Source organism: Amphritea sp. 1_MG-2023 (genome assembly GCF_030547545.1).
Classification (GTDB): domain Bacteria; phylum Pseudomonadota; class Gammaproteobacteria; order Pseudomonadales; family Balneatricaceae; genus Amphritea.
Genome location: NZ_JAUOQE010000015.1, coordinates 25,379 through 42,613, shown reverse-complemented (window position 1 = coordinate 42,613; position 17,235 = coordinate 25,379). Strand labels below are relative to the sequence as shown.

17 protein-coding genes are annotated in these 17,235 nt (G+C 50.1%); 12 read left to right on the top strand and 5 right to left on the bottom strand.

Going from position 1 to position 17,235, the window contains the following annotated elements; translation table 11 throughout:
* Positions 1–32: 32 nt before the first annotated feature.
* Positions 33–410 (bottom strand): SirB2 family protein, encoded by a 378-nt coding sequence (locus tag Q4488_RS09700; RefSeq protein WP_303580279.1) that lies wholly within the window; start codon positions 408–410, stop codon positions 33–35.
* Between the two features lie 91 nt (positions 411–501).
* Between Q4488_RS09700 and moaA the strand changes: the two genes are divergently transcribed.
* The 4 genes from moaA (at position 502) to Q4488_RS09680 (ending at position 4,004) form a co-directional block, all read left to right on the top strand.
* Positions 502–1,512, top strand: coding sequence for a GTP 3',8-cyclase MoaA (gene moaA, locus Q4488_RS09695; RefSeq protein WP_303580278.1), 1,011 nt, complete (start codon positions 502–504; stop codon positions 1,510–1,512).
* A 100-nt stretch (positions 1,513–1,612) separates the two neighbouring features.
* Positions 1,613–2,737: a 1-acyl-sn-glycerol-3-phosphate acyltransferase gene (locus tag Q4488_RS09690; protein WP_303580277.1), complete on the top strand. Its 1,125-nt coding sequence runs from the start codon at positions 1,613–1,615 to the stop codon at positions 2,735–2,737.
* A complete protein-coding gene (moaC, locus tag Q4488_RS09685; RefSeq protein WP_303580276.1) occupies positions 2,734–3,213 on the top strand; it encodes a cyclic pyranopterin monophosphate synthase MoaC in 480 nt (159 codons plus the stop codon). Before Q4488_RS09690 ends, moaC begins: the two co-directional genes overlap by 4 nt.
* 47 nt (positions 3,214–3,260) lie before the next feature.
* Entirely contained in the window at positions 3,261–4,004 is a 744-nt protein-coding gene (locus tag Q4488_RS09680) for a 1-acyl-sn-glycerol-3-phosphate acyltransferase (RefSeq protein ID WP_303580275.1), read from the top strand.
* 83 nt (positions 4,005–4,087) lie between these two features.
* Here the strand turns inward: Q4488_RS09680 and fabB are convergent, their stop codons facing one another.
* Entirely contained in the window at positions 4,088–5,305 is a 1,218-nt protein-coding gene (gene fabB / locus Q4488_RS09675) for a beta-ketoacyl-ACP synthase I (RefSeq protein WP_303580274.1), read from the bottom strand.
* 78 nt (positions 5,306–5,383) lie between these two features.
* A complete protein-coding gene (gene fabA, locus Q4488_RS09670; protein ID WP_303580273.1) occupies positions 5,384–5,899 on the bottom strand; it encodes a 3-hydroxyacyl-[acyl-carrier-protein] dehydratase FabA in 516 nt (171 codons plus the stop codon).
* Between the two features lie 137 nt (positions 5,900–6,036).
* Here fabA and Q4488_RS09665 point away from each other — a divergent pair, with 137 nt between their 5' ends.
* The gene (locus Q4488_RS09665) at positions 6,037–6,684 is read left to right on the top strand and encodes a thiopurine S-methyltransferase (protein WP_303580272.1); all 648 of its coding nucleotides are present in this window, start codon (positions 6,037–6,039) and stop codon (positions 6,682–6,684) included.
* A gap of 92 nt (positions 6,685–6,776) precedes the next feature.
* Here the strand turns inward: Q4488_RS09665 and ispB are convergent, their stop codons facing one another.
* The gene (ispB, locus tag Q4488_RS09660; protein WP_303580271.1) at positions 6,777–7,745 is read right to left on the bottom strand and encodes an octaprenyl diphosphate synthase; all 969 of its coding nucleotides are present in this window, start codon (positions 7,743–7,745) and stop codon (positions 6,777–6,779) included.
* 227 nt (positions 7,746–7,972) lie between these two features.
* Between ispB and rplU the strand changes: the two genes are divergently transcribed.
* From rplU to proB, 4 genes are all read left to right on the top strand, one after another.
* Positions 7,973–8,284 (top strand): 50S ribosomal protein L21, encoded by a 312-nt coding sequence (rplU, locus tag Q4488_RS09655; protein ID WP_303580270.1) that lies wholly within the window; start codon positions 7,973–7,975, stop codon positions 8,282–8,284.
* Between the two features lie 24 nt (positions 8,285–8,308).
* On the top strand, positions 8,309–8,566 hold the full coding sequence (rpmA, locus tag Q4488_RS09650) for a 50S ribosomal protein L27 (RefSeq protein ID WP_126159393.1): 258 nt from the start codon (positions 8,309–8,311) through the stop codon (positions 8,564–8,566).
* Positions 8,567–8,727: 161 nt separating this feature from the next.
* Positions 8,728–9,924: an Obg family GTPase CgtA gene (gene cgtA, locus Q4488_RS09645; protein WP_303580269.1), complete on the top strand. Its 1,197-nt coding sequence runs from the start codon at positions 8,728–8,730 to the stop codon at positions 9,922–9,924.
* A gap of 81 nt (positions 9,925–10,005) precedes the next feature.
* Entirely contained in the window at positions 10,006–11,130 is a 1,125-nt protein-coding gene (proB, locus tag Q4488_RS09640) for a glutamate 5-kinase (protein WP_303580268.1), read from the top strand.
* 82 nt (positions 11,131–11,212) lie between these two features.
* Here proB and rpsT read toward each other — a convergent pair whose 3' ends face one another.
* Entirely contained in the window at positions 11,213–11,479 is a 267-nt protein-coding gene (gene rpsT / locus Q4488_RS09635) for a 30S ribosomal protein S20 (RefSeq protein WP_303580267.1), read from the bottom strand.
* Positions 11,480–11,785: 306 nt separating this feature from the next.
* On the opposite strand from rpsT, the gene murJ reads away from it, so the two are divergent.
* From murJ to ileS, 3 genes are all read left to right on the top strand, one after another.
* Positions 11,786–13,363, top strand: a complete 1,578-nt coding sequence (gene murJ, locus Q4488_RS09630; RefSeq protein WP_303580330.1) for a murein biosynthesis integral membrane protein MurJ — start codon at positions 11,786–11,788, stop codon at positions 13,361–13,363.
* Between the two features lie 92 nt (positions 13,364–13,455).
* Positions 13,456–14,388 (top strand): bifunctional riboflavin kinase/FAD synthetase, encoded by a 933-nt coding sequence (ribF, locus tag Q4488_RS09625; RefSeq protein WP_303580266.1) that lies wholly within the window; start codon positions 13,456–13,458, stop codon positions 14,386–14,388.
* A gap of 38 nt (positions 14,389–14,426) precedes the next feature.
* Positions 14,427–17,231, top strand: a complete 2,805-nt coding sequence (gene ileS / locus Q4488_RS09620) for an isoleucine--tRNA ligase (protein WP_303580265.1) — start codon at positions 14,427–14,429, stop codon at positions 17,229–17,231.
* Positions 17,232–17,235: the final 4 nt, after the last annotated feature.

The following is a 17,235-nucleotide window of genomic DNA, read 5'->3' as shown; positions in this document are numbered from 1 at the left end:
GGAGGTTAACACCCTCCCTCTTGAACATGAGATTAGAGCCAAGGTAAGGCCGAGTGCTTGAATGCCACCCAGACGATATATGCCACACATGTCAGTGCCATCAGCAGTGCTAAGAGCCTGATGTTGCGAGTTTTCCCTCTCTTTAGGGCAATAGTGCCTAACACAATATAAGCGATCAGTCCGAGCAGTTTGGCCGTAAGCCAGTCATGTGTAAAGGGATATTGATTGATGCTAACGGTCAATGCAATGGCGCTTAGTAGCAACAGAGTATCGATAATATGCGGTACAATTTTGACCCAGCGGCGTTGTAGTTTTTCCGGCGTCGTCAGCATCCAAAAGCCGCGCAGGCTGAAAAGTAAGATACTCAAGACGGCAAAGGTGATGTGCGTATGTTTCAGTGCTAAATACATTCGTTAGAGACTCGTTTAGAATAGAGGGTATAACCGATAAAATTGGTCGGGTATATTTTTGCCGAAAAAACTTTGAGATACTAGCCCGAAAATGATTCAGAAGCATAAAAATACGGTGAATAGACTGGTTGATCGCTTTGGTCGACAGGTGGATTATATTCGTCTATCGGTGACTGATCGTTGTGATTTTCGCTGCGTCTACTGCATGGCTGAAGAGATGGAGTTTCTGCCTCGCAGTGAAGTCCTATCGCTGGAAGAGCTCTATCTGGTTGCGCGAGCTTTCGTTGAGTTAGGCGTGAATAAAATTCGTCTCACTGGCGGTGAGCCGCTGGTGCGGCGTGGCATTCTTAAGTTGATTGAGCAGTTAGGGCAGCTCCCCGTCGAGCTATTGATTACCACGAATGGCTCTCAGTTAGCGGGCATGGCCACCGACCTGAAACGCTTAGGCGTGGATCGTCTGAATATTAGTCTAGATAGTTTGCAAGAGGATAAGTTTAAACGGCTGACCCGTACCGGGCGTTTGCATCAGGTATTGGCGGGCATTGATGCGGCAATTGCCGCAGGCTTTCAGCGGATTAAGCTGAATGCGGTGGTGCTGAAGGGCCGCAATGATGATGAGGTATTAGATCTAATTCGTTTTGCTCGAGATAAAGGCGTCGATATTACCTTTATTGAAGAGATGCCGCTGGGCGCGATTACCGAACACGATCGTGCAGAAGCTTACTGCTCTAGTGATGAACTATTAGCCTTGATCAAACCTAGCTATCCGTTACTCGATTGTACTGAGAAAACCGGTGGTCCATCGCGTTATTACCGGATGGCTGATAGTGATAGTCGAGTGGGCTTTATCTCACCCCATAGTCATAACTTTTGCAGTGAATGCAATCGAGTGCGGATGACAGTGGAGGGACGTTTACTGCTCTGCTTAGGCAACGAACATTCGATGGATCTGCGTCAGGTGCTGCGAGAGCATCCCGGCAATATTGAACGGCTAAAACAGCAACTGATATCTGCGATGGACCTGAAACCCGAGCAACATCATTTCGATTTGGATGATCAGCAGCCACAGATTGTCCGCTTCATGAATATGACTGGCGGCTAATATCGGGGATTTAAGCTAAAGAATCGTTATTGTTCGCTGAAATTATTCCTATCTCCCTGTAAAATACCCGCCTCGATATTTTCAATGCCCAGGAGGCAGAATGCCAGTCAGCCCTAGCAATGATCCATTTCAGAACATTCGACCCTATCATGACCGTGAGGTCAGTGATGTTCTGAACCGGCTGATACATGATGAAGAGCTTATCTCGGTGTTAACCCGTTATCAGTTTCCACAGCTGGCATCGTTGTTCGGTTGGTTGTTGAAGCCTGCTGTGCGTATCTTTCTGGCACAAAAAACCGGCGATATCGAAACCATTCAAGGGTTTCAGACGCTGATTGCCGGTTATATGACGAAGATGATTGGGCGTACCACAAGCCGTCTCTCCTGTAGTGGTATCGATGCACTATCAACCGATGAGGCCTATTTGTTTGTCTCTAATCATCGCGATATCGCTATGGATCCTGCCTTTATTAACTGGGCGCTGTATCAGCATGGCTTCGATACACTGCGTATCGCCATTGGCGATAATCTTTTACGTAAGCCCTATGTCTCTGATTTAATGCGCTTGAATAAAAGCTTTATTGTCAATCGCTCAGCCAAAGGGCGAGAAGTGCTTACCGCTTTGAGTCAGTTATCCGCTTACATCGATCATTCGTTAGTTCAGGATGAAGCGAGTATTTGGATTGCACAGCGGGAAGGGCGAGCCAAAGATGGTAATGATTTTACCGATCCGGCTATTTTAAAAATGTTCTACATGGCGCATCGTAAACAGCGTAGCTTTGCTGAATTTATCGCGCGAGTAAAAATCGTGCCGGTATCGATCTCCTATGAGTATGATCCCTGCGATCGGGCTAAAGCGCTGGAGCTTGATTCTAAGCAGCAGGGAGGCGCCTACGAGAAGTCTCAGTTTGAAGATATCGAGAGCATTGTTGCCGGCATTAACGGTAACAAGGGTCACGTACATGTGGCCTTTGGTCAAGTGATTGCCCCGATGGATACGCCTGAAGAACTGGCTGCGGAAATCGATCGACAGATTATGGCAAACTATCACCTGCATCCCTCTAATTTATTGGCCGCGGGAATTGAGTCGGATGACATCGATGCCACGCAAAAGGCCGAATTTGCGGCGCGCTTTGAGGGCTTATCGGCTTCGACGGCAGATATCTTGAAGCAGATGTACGCCAATCCCGTTTTGAATAAGCAGCGCTATCAGGAGGCGGTATGAGCCGGCTAACGCATCTGGATGAGCAGGGTAACGCGAATATGGTTGATGTGTCGGCTAAGGCCGTCACCCATAGAGAAGCGACGGCACAGGCGGTGGTGAGCATGCAGCCAGAAACGTTGCGCATGATCACGGCAGGAGAGCATAAAAAGGGCGATGTATTAACCGTCGCGAGGATCGCTGGCATTCAGGCGGCTAAGCGATGTGCGGATCTGATTCCATTGTGTCACCCATTGATGTTGAGTAAAGTTTCGCTTGAACTGCTGCCGCAAGCTGATTCTGATTCGGTATTGATTTTAGCGACCTGTAAGTTGGCGGGTCAGACCGGTGTTGAGATGGAGGCGCTGACGGCCGCTTCCGTGGCGGCGTTGACGATTTATGATATGTGCAAAGCGGTTGATAAAGGGATGATTATCTCTGAGATCCAATTGTTAGAAAAGAAAGGTGGTAAAACGGGACACTGGAAAGTGACCCCTTAAGGCCGCGATTAATTGATTCTCATACCGGAAAGGATAGTGACTAGGCGATGATCAGGCAACCTACTCTGTTTTTGTATCTGCGAGCAACGCTGTTTTATATCGGTTTTTATCCGGTAACAATACTGTTTGCTGCGTTTTGTTTGCTGGTGGGCTGGGCATTGCCCTTTCGCCCTCGGTTTAAGCTGTTTACCTTGATGAACTATTTCAGTATGGCTTGGCTGTATCTGTGTTGCGGCGTTAAATATCGTATTGAAGGTCGCGAAAACTTACCACAAGGGCAGGCATACGTGGTGGTGGCTAATCATTCGAGTGAGTGGGAAACACTGTTCTTGCAAACCTTGATTCGTCCGCAGAGCACGGTGTTAAAACAGGAGTTATTAAAAATACCGTTCTTCGGTTGGGCGTTGGCGATGCTGAAGCCAATCGCGTTGGATCGAAGTAAGCGCCGAGGCGCGTTAAAGCAACTGCTAACGCAAGGTAAAGCGCGCCTAGAAGACGGAATTAATGTGGTGATCTTCCCGCAGGGCACGCGCGTTGCAACGGGTAAGCTGGGTAAGTTTAATAAGGGCGGCGCGATGCTGGCCGCGAGTGCGCAAGTGCCGGTTGTACCGTTGGCGCATGATGCGGGTTTATTCTGGCCGGGTAAGAGCTACGTTAAATACCCCGGTACGGTGACGGTGCGAATCGGGACGGCGGTTGCCTCGGTGGAGCGGAGCATCGATGAGATTCACAGTGAGTCGATTGGCTGGCTAGAAGCACAGATGCATGCGATGCATCTGATTGATGATTAACGCCGGCACGCTTAACTAAATAATAAAAAACCCGCTCATGTAAATGGCGGGTTTTTTTATTGTCTTGTTTTTAAGGCGCTGGCTTAGTCAGTGAATTTTTGGAACACCAGTGTCGAATTGGTGCCGCCGAAGCCAAAGCTGTTAGACATAACACGTTGCAGATCAACATTGTCTTTACGTTCAGTGACAACAGGTAGGCCTTCAGCCGCAGGATCTAGGTCATCGATATTAGCCGATGCGCAGATGAAGTTGTTTTCCATCATCAGTAAGCTATAGATCGCTTCTTGAACACCAGTAGCACCCAGAGAGTGACCTGTGAGAGACTTAGTCGAGCTAACCGGCGGCATCTCAGAGCCGAAGGTTTCTTTCATCGCCTTCAGTTCTTGAATATCGCCAGCCGGCGTTGATGTGCCGTGGGAGTTAATGTAGTCGATGTTGCCATCAACGGTGCCCATCGCTTGTTTCATGCAACGCACGGCCCCTTCGCCGGAAGGTGCAACCATGTCGTAACCATCAGAAGTAGCGCCGTAGCCAACCAGTTCGCCGTAAATTTTAGCGCCACGGGCTTTCGCGTGTTCTAGTTCTTCTAATACCAGCATACCGCCACCGCCAGCGATGACGAAACCGTCACGGTTGGCATCGTAGGCGCGAGACGCTTTTTCTGGGGTCTCGTTATATTTGCTAGACAGGGCACCCATCGCATCAAACATCATGCTGAGTGACCAGTGCAGTTCTTCACCGCCGCCAGCAAAGACGATATCTTGTTTGTTTAGCTGAATCTGTTCCATCGCGTTGCCGATACAGTGGGCGCTAGTGGCGCAGGCAGAAGTGATGGAATAGTTAATCCCTTTGATCTTAAAGGGCGTAGCCAAGCAAGCGGATACGGTTGACCCCATAGTGCGAGTAACTCGGTATGGGCCGACGCGACGCACACCTTTGCTGCGCAGAATATCGGCGGCTTCGACGATATCGGCAGATGATGCCCCGCCAGAACCGGCGATCAGTCCGGTGCGCACATTGGATACTTGATCTTCGCTGAGATTAGCATCTTTAATGGCTTGATCCATTGATAGGTAGGCGTACGCGGCAGCATCACCCATGAAACGAACCAGTTTACGGTCGATCAGATCGGTATAATCTAGATCGATACTGCCAGCTACCTGGCTACGGAACCCAAGCTCTTTGTACTCTTCCTGAAATTTAATGCCGGAACGGCCTTCTTTCAGTGAGTCCAAGACGGCTTCTTTATCAGTACCCAGACAAGATACGATACCCATTCCGGTAACAACGACACGTCTCATAGGATGCCTCTTTTATTCAGTAAAACGTTGTAAGTATAGATCTACCGCGGCGCAATGTCCGCTGAATGCTTCGTTGACTCAGAAGCTATCGGTAGACACGAACAGGCCTACCCGCAGATCTTTTGCTGTATAGATCTCGCGGCCATCGACGGATACGCTACCGTCAGCAATGCCCATGACTAATTTGCGCTCTATAACCCGTGATAGATCAATACGGTAGGTCACTTTCTTAGCGGTTGGCAGAATTTGGCCGGTGAACTTGACTTCACCGCAACCCAAGGCGCGTCCACGACCCTTATTGCCACGCCAGCCGAGGAAGAAACCAACGATCTGCCACATGGCATCAAGGCCTAAGCAGCCTGGCATAACGGGATCGGTGGGGAAATGGCAGTCGAAAAACCAAAGATCAGGATGGATATCCAGCTCTGCTTCGATATAGCCTTTGCCATATTTTCCGCCTTCGCCGGTGATCATAGTGATGCGATCCATCATAAGCATATTGCCGACAGGTAGACGGGCATTGCCCTCGCCGAACATTTCGCCGTTACCACACTGAAGGAGTTCTTCTCTGTTGAATGAGGAAGGATTTGTCATTTGAGCTGTATATCCACTTTTTATAGCCAAAATATCGGAGGGATTATACCGGTTTAGCGGTCTGGGATCACGGCCTGTATCATTAAAAAGGAGAGATTCGAATAGATTTGGTCGTTTTTAAGGGAGTTTATTGCAGTATGCACAGTGAATTTTGGCATAAGCGGTGGGAAACAGGGCGTATCGGTTTTCATCAGTCACAAGTGAATGCGTTGTTAAAACGTTATTGGGTAGCGTTGCAGTCTGCCGGTGAAGGGCGGGTGCTGGTGCCGTTATGTGGAAAGAGTCTCGATATGATCTGGTTGCGAGAGCAGGGGCATGAAGTGACCGGAGTTGAGTTAAATGCGCAGGCGTGTGAGGCTTTTTGGCAGGCGCAGTCGAGTAACGATAGCGTGCCGATCACGCTGTATCAGGGCGCGTTTGCCTGTCGCGAAGTGGAGGGGCTGCGAACGCTCTGTGGTGATTTTTTTGCCCTACCGGTTGATGAATTTAATTCGATCGCCTGGGTTTATGATCGCGCCGCTTTGATTGCCTTCCCTGAAGCGATGCGCCGGCGTTATGCGCGAAAGCTCAGCAAACAATTACCTGCGGGTGTGGGAATACTGCTTATCACGCTTGAATTTGAGGGGTGCGAGGGGCCGCCGTTTGCAGTATCAGAAGCGGAAGTGCATGAGCTTTACGGTGAGCGATTTGAGATTCAGCGGTGTCACTCCGTCTCTTTAGAGAGGCGGGATGCGGAGCGCTCAGAAGTGGTGTATCTCTTGCGAGATCGAATGGCGATTGCGTAGTGGTGCAAAATTAAGTGACCGTGGCTCGAGCATCGATGCGCTTTGATGGCTCACGGCAGGCAGATTTTCTGCCGTGAGCCACGCATAAAACTTTAGCTGCTGCGCTTAACGGCGAGGTCGGCTAATTGGATCATGGTTTGTTTGAATGAGCTTTCAGGCAGAGCATCGAGCGCTTCGATCGCTTTATCCGCTTCGGCATAGGCGATAGAACGGGCGTATTCGATAGAGCCTGTAGACTGGACGATATCCATAATCGGTTGTAAATCGTCAAGCCCGCCTTTACGGATCGCTTGACGGATCAGCGTGCGTTGTTCTTCGCTACCATGCTGCATAGCATGGATGAGCGGGAGAGTGGCTTTGCCTTCGGCAAGATCGTCGCCGACATTCTTACCCATCTCTTCGGCGCTGCTCAGATAATCCATAACATCATCGATGATTTGGAAGGCGATGCCGATATGTCGGCCGTAGAGGCGTAAGGCTTCTTGCTCAGCTTTGCTGGCATCGGCCAAAATTGCACCCACTTCAGTGGCAGCCTCAAATAGCATCGCGGTTTTGCCTAGAATAACCTGCATATAGGATGCTTCGGTGGTATCTGGGTTGCGGGCATTGAGGAGCTGCATGACCTCGCCTTCGGCAATAATGGTGGTGGCGTTAGAGATAACGGCCATGATATCCATCTTGCCAATCTCTACCATGATCTGGAACGAGCGGGAGTAAAGAAAGTCACCTACGAGTACGCTAGGCGCATTGCCCCACTTGGCGTTAGCGGTATCATTGCCGCGGCGTAATTCTGAGTTATCCACAACATCGTCATGCAGTAGCGTCGCGGTATGAATAAATTCAATGACCGCGGCCAGAGAAACATGTTGCTTGCCTTTATAGTTAACGGCATTGGCTGCCAATAGCACTAATAGCGGTCTTATCCGCTTGCCACCGCTTTCAACAATGTAATGTCCGATTTTTTCAACCAGCGGTACACCCGAGTGTAAGTGATTGATAATATATTCGTTTACCGCTTCGAATTGCGGTTCGATAACTGGATTTAACTGATGTGGCAGCATGTGAACTGATACTAGGCTCGTCAATGGGTATGGGCGCATGCTAGGGGGAGAGTATCCGAGTGTCAAGAAAGTAAGGTTATTATCTCTGATTATGCTTGAGTCGTCGCCTAGGTTTCTATATAATCTCGCGCCCTAACCCATCCAAATTCGCTCCCTACCATATGGTTTAACCATTTGAAGTAGGCGTCTTATTTAGTAGCAGGGTGGGTTTTAAACTGGAGATTGAAATGTACGCAGTAATTGTGAGCGGTGGTAAGCAATACCGAGTTCAGGAAGGCCATACGCTGAAACTGGAAAAGCTGGCTGTAGAAGCGGGCGCTAATGTTGAATTTGACCGCGTTTTGCTGGTTGCGAATGGCGATGATGTTAAAATCGGCGCGCCAGTCGTTGAAGGTGCTAAGGTTACAGCTGAAGTTGTAAGCCACGGTCGCGCTAAGAAAGTTCATATCATGAAGTTCAAGCGTCGTAAGCATCACATGAAGCAGATGGGTCACCGTCAGCACTTCACTGAAGTAAAAATCACTGGCATTAATGCCTAAGACTGTTTGATAGGAGAGTGACAAATGGCTCATAAGAAGGCGGCAGGTAGTACTCGTAACGGTCGTGACTCCGAGTCGAAACGCTTAGGTGTTAAGCGTTTCGGTGGTCAGGTAGTAACGGCTGGTAACATTCTGGTACGTCAGCGCGGAACTAAGTTCCATGCGGGTGTAAACGTAGGTATGGGTAAAGATCATACTTTGTTTGCGACTGCAGATGGCGTTGTTAAGTTTGTTGTGAAAGGCCCGCAAAAGCGTAAGTATATTACGATAGAAACCGCTTAATACGGCTTGTATACTTAAAAAAGCTCCGCGGTTGCGGGGCTTTTTTTGTTTTTAATGGCTAATTAAGCTTGTTGTTGAAAGGGTCTGCGAGGCGGGCGTTATCAACAGCCGGTTTATTGCCGGTGGCGTGCACAGAATGCCAGTATAGCTGGAGGTGTAGGATGAAATTTGTAGATGAAGCGACGATTACGATCGAAGCGGGTAAAGGCGGTAACGGTACCCTGAGTTTTCGCCGCGAGAAGTATATCGCTAAAGGCGGTCCAGACGGTGGTGATGGTGGTGATGGCGGTTCCGTCTATGTTGAGGCGGATGAGTCGCTGAATACGTTGATCGATTATCGTTTTCAGCCACGCTATAAGGCGGAAAACGGTAAGGGTGGTCAAAGTCGTAACTGTACCGGTTCTAAGGGCGAAGATCTGATCATGAAGGTGCCCGTCGGTACGACGGTCGTCGATATTGATACAGATGAAGTGCTGGCCGATATGACTAAGGTGGGTCAGGTCGAGAAGATTGCTCAGGGCGGTTTTCATGGTTTGGGTAATACGCGCTTTAAGAGTAGTGTGAATCGTGCGCCGCGACAGACGACCAATGGTAGTTTGGGTGAAACTCGTAACGTTAAGCTAGAGTTGAAAGTGCTAGCGGATGTCGGTTTGCTGGGGTTGCCTAATGCGGGTAAATCAACCTTTATTCGTTCGGTTTCGGCGGCGACGCCAAAGGTAGCGGATTATCCGTTTACGACCTTGGTGCCAAATCTAGGTGTGGTGAGTGTTGAGCAGCATAAGAGCTTTGTGATTGCGGATATTCCCGGAATTATTGAAGGTGCGGCTGAGGGGGCGGGTCTAGGTATTCGTTTCCTCAAGCATCTAGCGCGTAACCGTATTCTGTTGCATCTGGTCGATATGGCGCCTTGGGATGGTGAGGCACCTGCTGATTCGGCTTGTGTGATTGTTCGTGAGCTGGAAAAGTTTAGTCCGACGTTGGCGGCGCAGCCGCGCTGGTTGGTGCTGAATAAGCTGGATATGGTGCCAGAAGAAGAGCAGGAAGAGCGCTGTCAGGCGGTGATTGATGCGTTGGGCTGGGAAGGGCCTGTGTATCGTATTTCTGCGATTAATAAGATGGGTACGCAGCAGCTGGTGCAGGATGTTCAGGTATTGCTCGATCAGTTGGCTGAGCGGATGGCGGAAGAGCCTGAGCTGGTTGAAGCTGAATTGGAGTTGCGACGTGCTATTGATCGTGAAGGGCGTGAGCGTATCGAGCAGATGCGTGACGAAATACGTGCGAAGCATCGTGGCGACGATGATTTTGATGACTTTGACGACGATGATTATGACGTTGAAGTTGAATATGTAAAAAATTAAGACTGACTTGAGGTGCCTGGCTGCAGTAAGTGGTCGGAAAGGAAGTGGCCTTTAAGCGGTCTATCGAGAGAGTAGTGATCCGTGAGCTCAGCGCGAAGTAGACTGAAAGCATCCCGTCGTTGGGTTGTTAAGATTGGCAGTGCATTGTTAACTAATGATGGTGCAGGGTTGGATTTGGTGGCGATCGGTCGCTGGGTCGATCAGTTGGCACAGTTACGTCGCAGCGGGGTTGAGATCGTGCTGGTGTCCTCTGGTTCGATTGCTGAGGGCATTGTTCGTCTGGGTTGGAAGGAACGGCCCTATGAAGTGTATAAGCTTCAGGCGGCCGCCGCTGTTGGGCAGATGGGGTTGGTGCAAGCATACGAGGCTAATTTTAGGCGACATGATGCATTAACGGCGCAAATTCTGCTGACGCATGAAGATCATTCCAATCGTAAGCGTTATTTGAATGCTCAGGCCACGCTTAAGACGTTGCTGTCGGTGGGTGTTGTGCCGGTAGTGAATGAGAATGATACCGTTGTGACTCAAGAGATTCGCTTTGGCGATAATGATACCTTGGGAGCGTTGGTGGCTAACTTGGTTGAGGCGGATGCGCTGATATTGCTAACCGATCAGCATGGATTGTATACCGCTGATCCGCGCTCAAATCCGGACGCGACGTTGATTTCTGAAGCGATGGCGGGGGATCGGTCATTGGTAGCGATGGCTGGCGATGGTGGTCGTTTGGGTCAGGGTGGCATGGCGACGAAGGTGCGAGCGGCCAAGCTGGCGGCGCGATCCGGTGCGGTGACGGTGATTGCCAGTGGGCGAGAAGATAATATCTTGTTGCGCCTGCGCGAAGCTGAAGAGTTGGGTACTCTGTTAGTGCCGGAGCAGTCGCCGATGGCGGCACGTAAGCAGTGGATTGCAGGCCATCTTCAGGCGCGCGGTACATTGATCTTAGATGATGGTGCCGTGCGAGCCTTGGTTGAGCGTGGTAAGAGTCTTTTGCCGGCGGGCGTAAAGGCGGTTGCGGGTTCTTTTTCTCGTGGCGAGATGGTGGTGATTGCGAATGAGTCGGGTCGGCCGATTGCTCGAGGTTTGGTGAATTACGGTATTGAGGATGCGCAGAAGATTATCGGTCATCCTAGTTCATATATCGAAACGGCGCTGGGGTTTGTGGGTGAGCAGGAGTTAGTGCATCGAGATAATTTGGTCTTGGTTTAAGCGGTTTGCTTTCCGTATCGTTTGTTAAAGCAAAAAAAACCGGCCTAGGCCGGTTTTTTTAATGGCTTGTCTCTCGAAGAGATTAGGCAGCTAGCTTCTTGATAGAGGCGTTCAGGCGGCTCTTTTTGCGAGCAACCTGGTTTTTGTTGAAGATGCCTTTGGTTACTGCGCTATCCATTAATGGCTGAGCGGTAACGAAAGCAGCTGTTGCAGCAGCGTGATCGCCTGCTTCAATAGCAACTGCAACTCTTTTAACGTAAGTGCGAACCATGGAACGCAGGCTCGCGTTATTTTGACGGCGCGTCTCGGCTTGGCGAGCGCGTTTACGGGATCCTGCGGAATTTGCCACAATCCGACTCCTCTAAACAGTGTAAAAGTTGATCGATATAAAATAATCGATATTGAGACGTCCATGGTTCATTATTGAACTGTTGGGCATCTAAAATTAAGACGCGAGATTATTCATGTTTGTGGCGCTAGTGTCAATAGCTAAGTGTTAATTAAGTCGCTGGCAGGGGTGTTCTTATTGCGTTGCGGCTTGGTTTGCGCAAGCATTTTGAGGACTTAATCGGTATTATCAGCCACAATTCATTTTCGCTGGCAGGAAAGCAGAGCATTGAGCAGAACAGAACCGCCATCAGCAGGGGCTGAATCGATTAGCCCGCAGCCCGATCAACCCCCTCAGGATAAGCCGCCGAGGTCTCGCAGTTTATTACGCTCGAGCGCTCTGGTCGGCATGATGACGATGCTATCACGCGTGCTAGGTTTGATGCGTGATGTGGTCGTGGCTAACTATTTTGGTGCGGGAAGCAGTGCCGATGCGTTTTTTGTGGCGTTTAAAATTCCTAACTTTTTGCGGCGACTGTTTGCTGAGGGGGCTTTCTCTCAGGCGTTTGTGCCGGTGTTATCTGAATATCGCAGTCTCAAAGATCTGGCGGCAGTGAAACAGCTGGTTGATCGAGTGGCGGGAAGTCTCGGCGTAGTATTGGTTGCCGTGACCGCGCTAGGGGTGTTGGGGGCTCCCGTGTTAGCCGCCATCTTTGCGCCTGGGTTTTATCTGCATGATCCGCTGCGTTATGGTTTGGCCGTGGATATGTTGCGCTATACCTTTCCCTATCTATTGTTGATCTCCTTAACGGCCCTGGCAGGTAGCATTCTTAATAGTTATGAGCGCTTTGCGGTGCCGGCGTTTACCCCTGTGTTATTGAATCTGTCATTGATTGGCGCGGCTATCTGGATGCAGCCGTTATTTGAACAGCCGGTGATGGCGTTAGCTTTCGGTGTATTGATTGCAGGCTCGGTGCAATTATTATTTCAGATGCCGTTTCTTTGGCGACTGCAGTTATTACCTGCGCCTAAGCTGGGGTTTCAGGATGAGGGCGTGAAGCGGATTCTTAAGTTGATGATTCCGGCGTTGTTTGGCGTGTCGGTGAGTCAGATTAATCTGCTGCTCGATACCTTGTTGGCCTCTTTTCTACAAACAGGGAGTGTCTCGTGGTTATATTATTCTGATCGTTTAGCGGAATTGCCGTTAGGGGTGTTTGGTATTGCGATCGCCACGGTTATTTTGCCGAGTTTATCGCGTAAGCATGCTGAGAAAAGTACCGAGCATTTCTCGCGCACCCTCGATTGGGCGATGCGAATGGTTTTGTTGATTGGTTTGCCGGCTGCGATGGCGCTATTGGTGTTGGCTGAGCCGTTGTTGGCAACGTTGTTTCATTATGGTGAGATGACCGATCACGATGTCAGCATGGCGGCGATGAGTTTGCGTGCCTATGCCTGTGGGTTGTTGGCCTTCATGCTGATTAAAGTATTGGCGCCAGGTTATTATTCTCGTCAAGATACCAAAACGCCGGTGAAGATTGGTATCTATGCGATGGTCGTTAATATGGGCTTAAATCTATTACTGATTTGGCCGTTGGATCATGTCGGTTTGGCGTTGGCGACGACCCTGTCGGCCTTTTTGAATGCTGGCTTGTTGTTGCGTGGTTTACTTAAAGAGGGCGTGTTCTGCTGGCAGTCGGGTTGGTTGCGTTGGCTTGTCCGCATGGCGTTAGCGAATACGGCAATGATTGCGTTTCTGTTGTTGCTAGCCGGTACACCGGAGCAGTGGTTAGGGTTTACGCTATGGCAGCGAGTCACTCAGATGACTATTCTGGTGGCGGGCGGAGGCGTTATTTATCTGCTGGTATTGGCAGGAATGGGGATGCGACTGCGGCATCTACGTCATTAATCCTGCGATATCGCGGTTGATTGATAGCGAATATTGCTCTAACTGGGGTATAATTTCGCGCTTATTTTATTTGCCAATGAGACTGAGGTGACATGGAGCTAATTCGGGGCTTGCATAATCTGCGTGACAAGCATAAAGGCTGTGTCGCAACGATCGGCAACTTTGATGGCGTGCATCTGGGTCATCAGCAGGTGCTGACGCAGGTGCTGCGTAAAGGCAAAGAGCTCGGCTTGCCTGCGGTCGTGATTATTTTTGAGCCGCAGCCGAGGGAATTCTTCGCCGGTCAGCATGCACCACCACGCTTGACGCGCTTTGATGAGAAAGTGCGGTTGTTGCAAGCGGAGGGTGTCGATCGGGTGTTATGTCTGACCTTTAACGAACGCTTGCGTAGCATGAGTGCAGATCAGTTTGTTGATGAGTTGTTGTTAAAAGGCTTGGCCGTGCGGCACTTTGTCGTGGGTGATGACTTTCGTTTTGGCTGTGATCGCAGCGGCGATTACAACATGTTACGTCAAAGTGGTGAGCGTTACGGCTTCAGTGTTGTGAATACAGACACCTTCGATGTAGCCGGTGAGCGGGTGAGTAGTACCCGTGTCCGTCATGCGCTACAACATAATGACTTAGCACAGGCTCAGAGATTGTTAGGGCGCCCCTACAGCGTCACCGGGCGGGTCATGCACGGACAAGAACTGGGCCGTACCATCGGTGTACCGACCGCCAATGTGCGGATGCACCGGTTTCACGCGCCTCTCAAGGGCGTCTATGCCGTTACGCTGACGGGGAAAAACCTGTCGGCTCAAGGTGTCGCCAATATTGGTATGCGGCCAACGGTGAATGGCAAGCAGCCGGTACTTGAAGCACACCTGTTCGATTGGCAAGGTGACCTTTACGGTCAATTACTGACGGTAGAGTTTAAAGCGTTTATCCGTTCGGAACAGAAGTTTGACGGGTTGAAAGCGCTGAAGCAGCAGATAGATAATGATATTCAACAGGTCAGGAACTACTTTCTGACAGGTGCCTTGTAAATTAAGGCCAAATTAGACGATTCAGAAGCGATACGACAATGACCGATTATAAACCGACCCTGAACTTACCCAATACTAAGTTCCCGATGCGCGGCAATCTGGCTCAGAAAGAGCCGCAGATGCTGAAACAGTGGCAAAAGATGGATCTCTACCAGAAGATTCGCGAAGTCAGTGCGGGTCGGCCAAAATTTATTTTGCATGATGGCCCACCCTACGCGAATGGGGATATCCATATCGGTCATGCGGTGAATAAAATACTCAAAGACATTATCGTTAAGTCTCGCACCATCGCCGGTTTCGATGCGCCATATGTGCCGGGTTGGGACTGTCATGGTTTGCCGATTGAGCACAATGTTGAGAAGAAAGTCGGCAAAGCCGGTGTCAAAGTCTCGTACAGCGATTTCCGCAAGAAGTGCCGTGAATATGCGACGCGTCAAGTCGAAGGGCAGAAGAAAGACTTTATCCGTTTGGGCGTGTTGGGCGACTGGGAAAACCCCTACCTAACCATGAACTTCGCCACTGAAGCCAATATCATTCGTGCCTTAGGCCGTATCGCTGAAAACGGTCACTTAGTGAAAGGCTATAAGCCGGTTTACTGGAGCGTCGTCGGTAGTTCTGCGTTGGCTGAAGCGGAAGTTGAATATCAGGATAAAACCTCGTTAGCCATCGATGTGCGTTTTGCCCCGGTTGATCAAGCGGCATTCTTAAGCTGTTTTAACGACCTTGCCGGTGAAGGCGAAGCCACGGTTGTTATCTGGACCACGACACCCTGGACGCTGCCTGCCAATCAAGCGGTATCCCTGAACGCCGAGCTAGAATATGTGCTGGTGCAGGTGGATGGTGAACGGCTATTGGTGGCTGAGGCGTTGGTTGAAGATGTGATGCAACGTTATGGCATCGAAGAATACAGTATTGTCGGTCACTGTAAGGGTGAGGCGCTGGAACATCAGTCGTTACAGCATCCGTTTTACGATAAACAGGTGCCGATCATTCTTGGCGATCATGTCACTACTGAGGCGGGTACTGGTGCGGTGCATACGGCGCCCGATCACGGCGTAGAAGACTTTAATGTTGGTCGTGCTTACGGTATCGAGACATTAAATCTAGTCGGCCCCGATGGCGTATTTACCGAGCATGCCGGTGAGTTTGCTGGTCAACATGTGTATAAAGTTGAAGATACGATTGTCGCGGCGCTGGAAGCTAACGACCGGTTGTTATTGAAGAATAAATTCAGCCACAGCTACCCTCATTGCTGGCGCACCAAGACACCTCTGATCTATCGTGCGACACCGCAGTGGTTTATCAGTATGGAAGCGAAAGGCCTGAAAAAAGATGCTTTAGAAGCGATTAAAGGCGTTGAGTGGTTCCCTAGTTGGGGGCAGAACCGTATTGAATCGATGGTTGAGCAAAGCCCTGACTGGTGTGTATCCCGTCAGCGTACTTGGGGTGTGCCGATTGCGTTGTTTGTCAATAAAATCACCGCCGAACTGCACCCTGAAACCCCGCGCTTGATTGAAGAAGTGGCGTTGAAGGTTGAGCAAACCGGTATTGATGCGTGGTTTGATTTGGATGCTAGCGAGCTGTTGGGTGATGAAGCCGATCAATACGAAAAAGTACTCGATACTCTCGATGTATGGTTTGATTCCGGTGTGACGCATTACTCTGTACTGGATCGTACCGAAGGCCTGCAGTTCCCTGCGGATATGTATCTTGAAGGTTCCGATCAACACCGTGGTTGGTTCCAATCATCGCTGAAAACCAGTATCGCCATCAAAGGCTGTGCACCTTATAAGCAGGTGCTGACTCATGGTTTCACCGTGGATGGTGATGGTCGCAAGATGTCGAAGTCGGTGGGTAATGTTGTTTCGCCTCAGGAAGTGATGAATAAGTACGGTGCGGATATCCTGCGTTTGTGGGTGGCATCAACTGATTTTAGCTCTGAAATGACGGTCTCTGATGAGATTCTAAAACGGACTGCCGATGCATATCGCCGCATTCGGAATACCGCCCGTTTCTTATTAGCTAACTTAGACGGGTTTAATCCAGAAACCGATATGGTGGCGCCAGCCGAGATGGTGGCGCTGGATCGTTGGGCGGTTGATCGTGCAGCACGGTTGCAGGAAGAACTGGCGGGTCATTATGATCAATATCAGATGCTACAGGTCTATCAGAAGATTTCACATTTCTGTTCATTGGATTTGGGTGGCTTCTATCTGGATATCATTAAAGATCGACAATATACCGCGAAGTCGGACTCGATTGCGCGTCGCTCGTGTCAAACGGCGTTGTACCATATCGTCGAAGCGATGGCCCGTTGGATCGCGCCAATTCTAAGCTTTACCGCGGATGAAATCTGGAAAGAACTGCCGGGTGAGCGAGCGGAATCCGTGCAGCTATCAACTTGGTACACGGGGCTGACGGTGATGGATGACGCGACGACGATGGGGCGTGATTATTGGCAGCAGGTGATGGCTGTTAAAACCGCGGTTAACAAAGAACTTGAAAATCAGCGTAATGCGGGCCACATCGGTGGTAGCCTTGAGGCTGAAGTCACCCTGTATTGTGCGCCAGCGTTAGCCGTTCAGTTGGAGAAATTGGCCGATGAACTACGCTTTGTACTGATTACCTCAAAAGCAGCGGTACGGCCTGCGGCTGACGCTGTGAATGCGGTGGCGACTGAATTGGACGGGCTGAGCATTGCGGTGGTTAAGAGTGAACAGGCCAAGTGTGGTCGCTGTTGGCACCATCGTGAAGAGGTTGGCAGTCACGCGGAACATGAAGAGCTATGTAATCGTTGCGTGGAAAACGTGATCGGTGACGGTGAACAACGTCGTTTCGCCTGAGGTG

What these genes read in the sequence shown, in the direction of transcription:
- Q4488_RS09700 (WP_303580279.1), bottom strand. Translation starts at nt 410, where the DNA reads ATGTATTTAGCACTGAAACATACGCACATCACCTTTGCCGTCTTGAGT.
- moaA (WP_303580278.1), top strand. Translation starts at nt 502, where the DNA reads ATGATTCAGAAGCATAAAAATACGGTGAATAGACTGGTTGATCGCTTT.
- Q4488_RS09690 (WP_303580277.1), top strand. Translation starts at nt 1,613, where the DNA reads ATGCCAGTCAGCCCTAGCAATGATCCATTTCAGAACATTCGACCCTAT.
- moaC (WP_303580276.1), top strand. Translation starts at nt 2,734, where the DNA reads ATGAGCCGGCTAACGCATCTGGATGAGCAGGGTAACGCGAATATGGTT.
- Q4488_RS09680 (WP_303580275.1), top strand. Translation starts at nt 3,261, where the DNA reads ATGATCAGGCAACCTACTCTGTTTTTGTATCTGCGAGCAACGCTGTTT.
- fabB (WP_303580274.1), bottom strand. Translation starts at nt 5,305, where the DNA reads ATGAGACGTGTCGTTGTTACCGGAATGGGTATCGTATCTTGTCTGGGT.
- fabA (WP_303580273.1), bottom strand. Translation starts at nt 5,899, where the DNA reads ATGACAAATCCTTCCTCATTCAACAGAGAAGAACTCCTTCAGTGTGGT.
- Q4488_RS09665 (WP_303580272.1), top strand. Translation starts at nt 6,037, where the DNA reads ATGCACAGTGAATTTTGGCATAAGCGGTGGGAAACAGGGCGTATCGGT.
- ispB (WP_303580271.1), bottom strand. Translation starts at nt 7,745, where the DNA reads ATGCTGCCACATCAGTTAAATCCAGTTATCGAACCGCAATTCGAAGCG.
- rplU (WP_303580270.1), top strand. Translation starts at nt 7,973, where the DNA reads ATGTACGCAGTAATTGTGAGCGGTGGTAAGCAATACCGAGTTCAGGAA.
- rpmA (WP_126159393.1), top strand. Translation starts at nt 8,309, where the DNA reads ATGGCTCATAAGAAGGCGGCAGGTAGTACTCGTAACGGTCGTGACTCC.
- cgtA (WP_303580269.1), top strand. Translation starts at nt 8,728, where the DNA reads ATGAAATTTGTAGATGAAGCGACGATTACGATCGAAGCGGGTAAAGGC.
- ribF (WP_303580266.1), top strand. Translation starts at nt 13,456, where the DNA reads ATGGAGCTAATTCGGGGCTTGCATAATCTGCGTGACAAGCATAAAGGC.
- ileS (WP_303580265.1), top strand. Translation starts at nt 14,427, where the DNA reads ATGACCGATTATAAACCGACCCTGAACTTACCCAATACTAAGTTCCCG.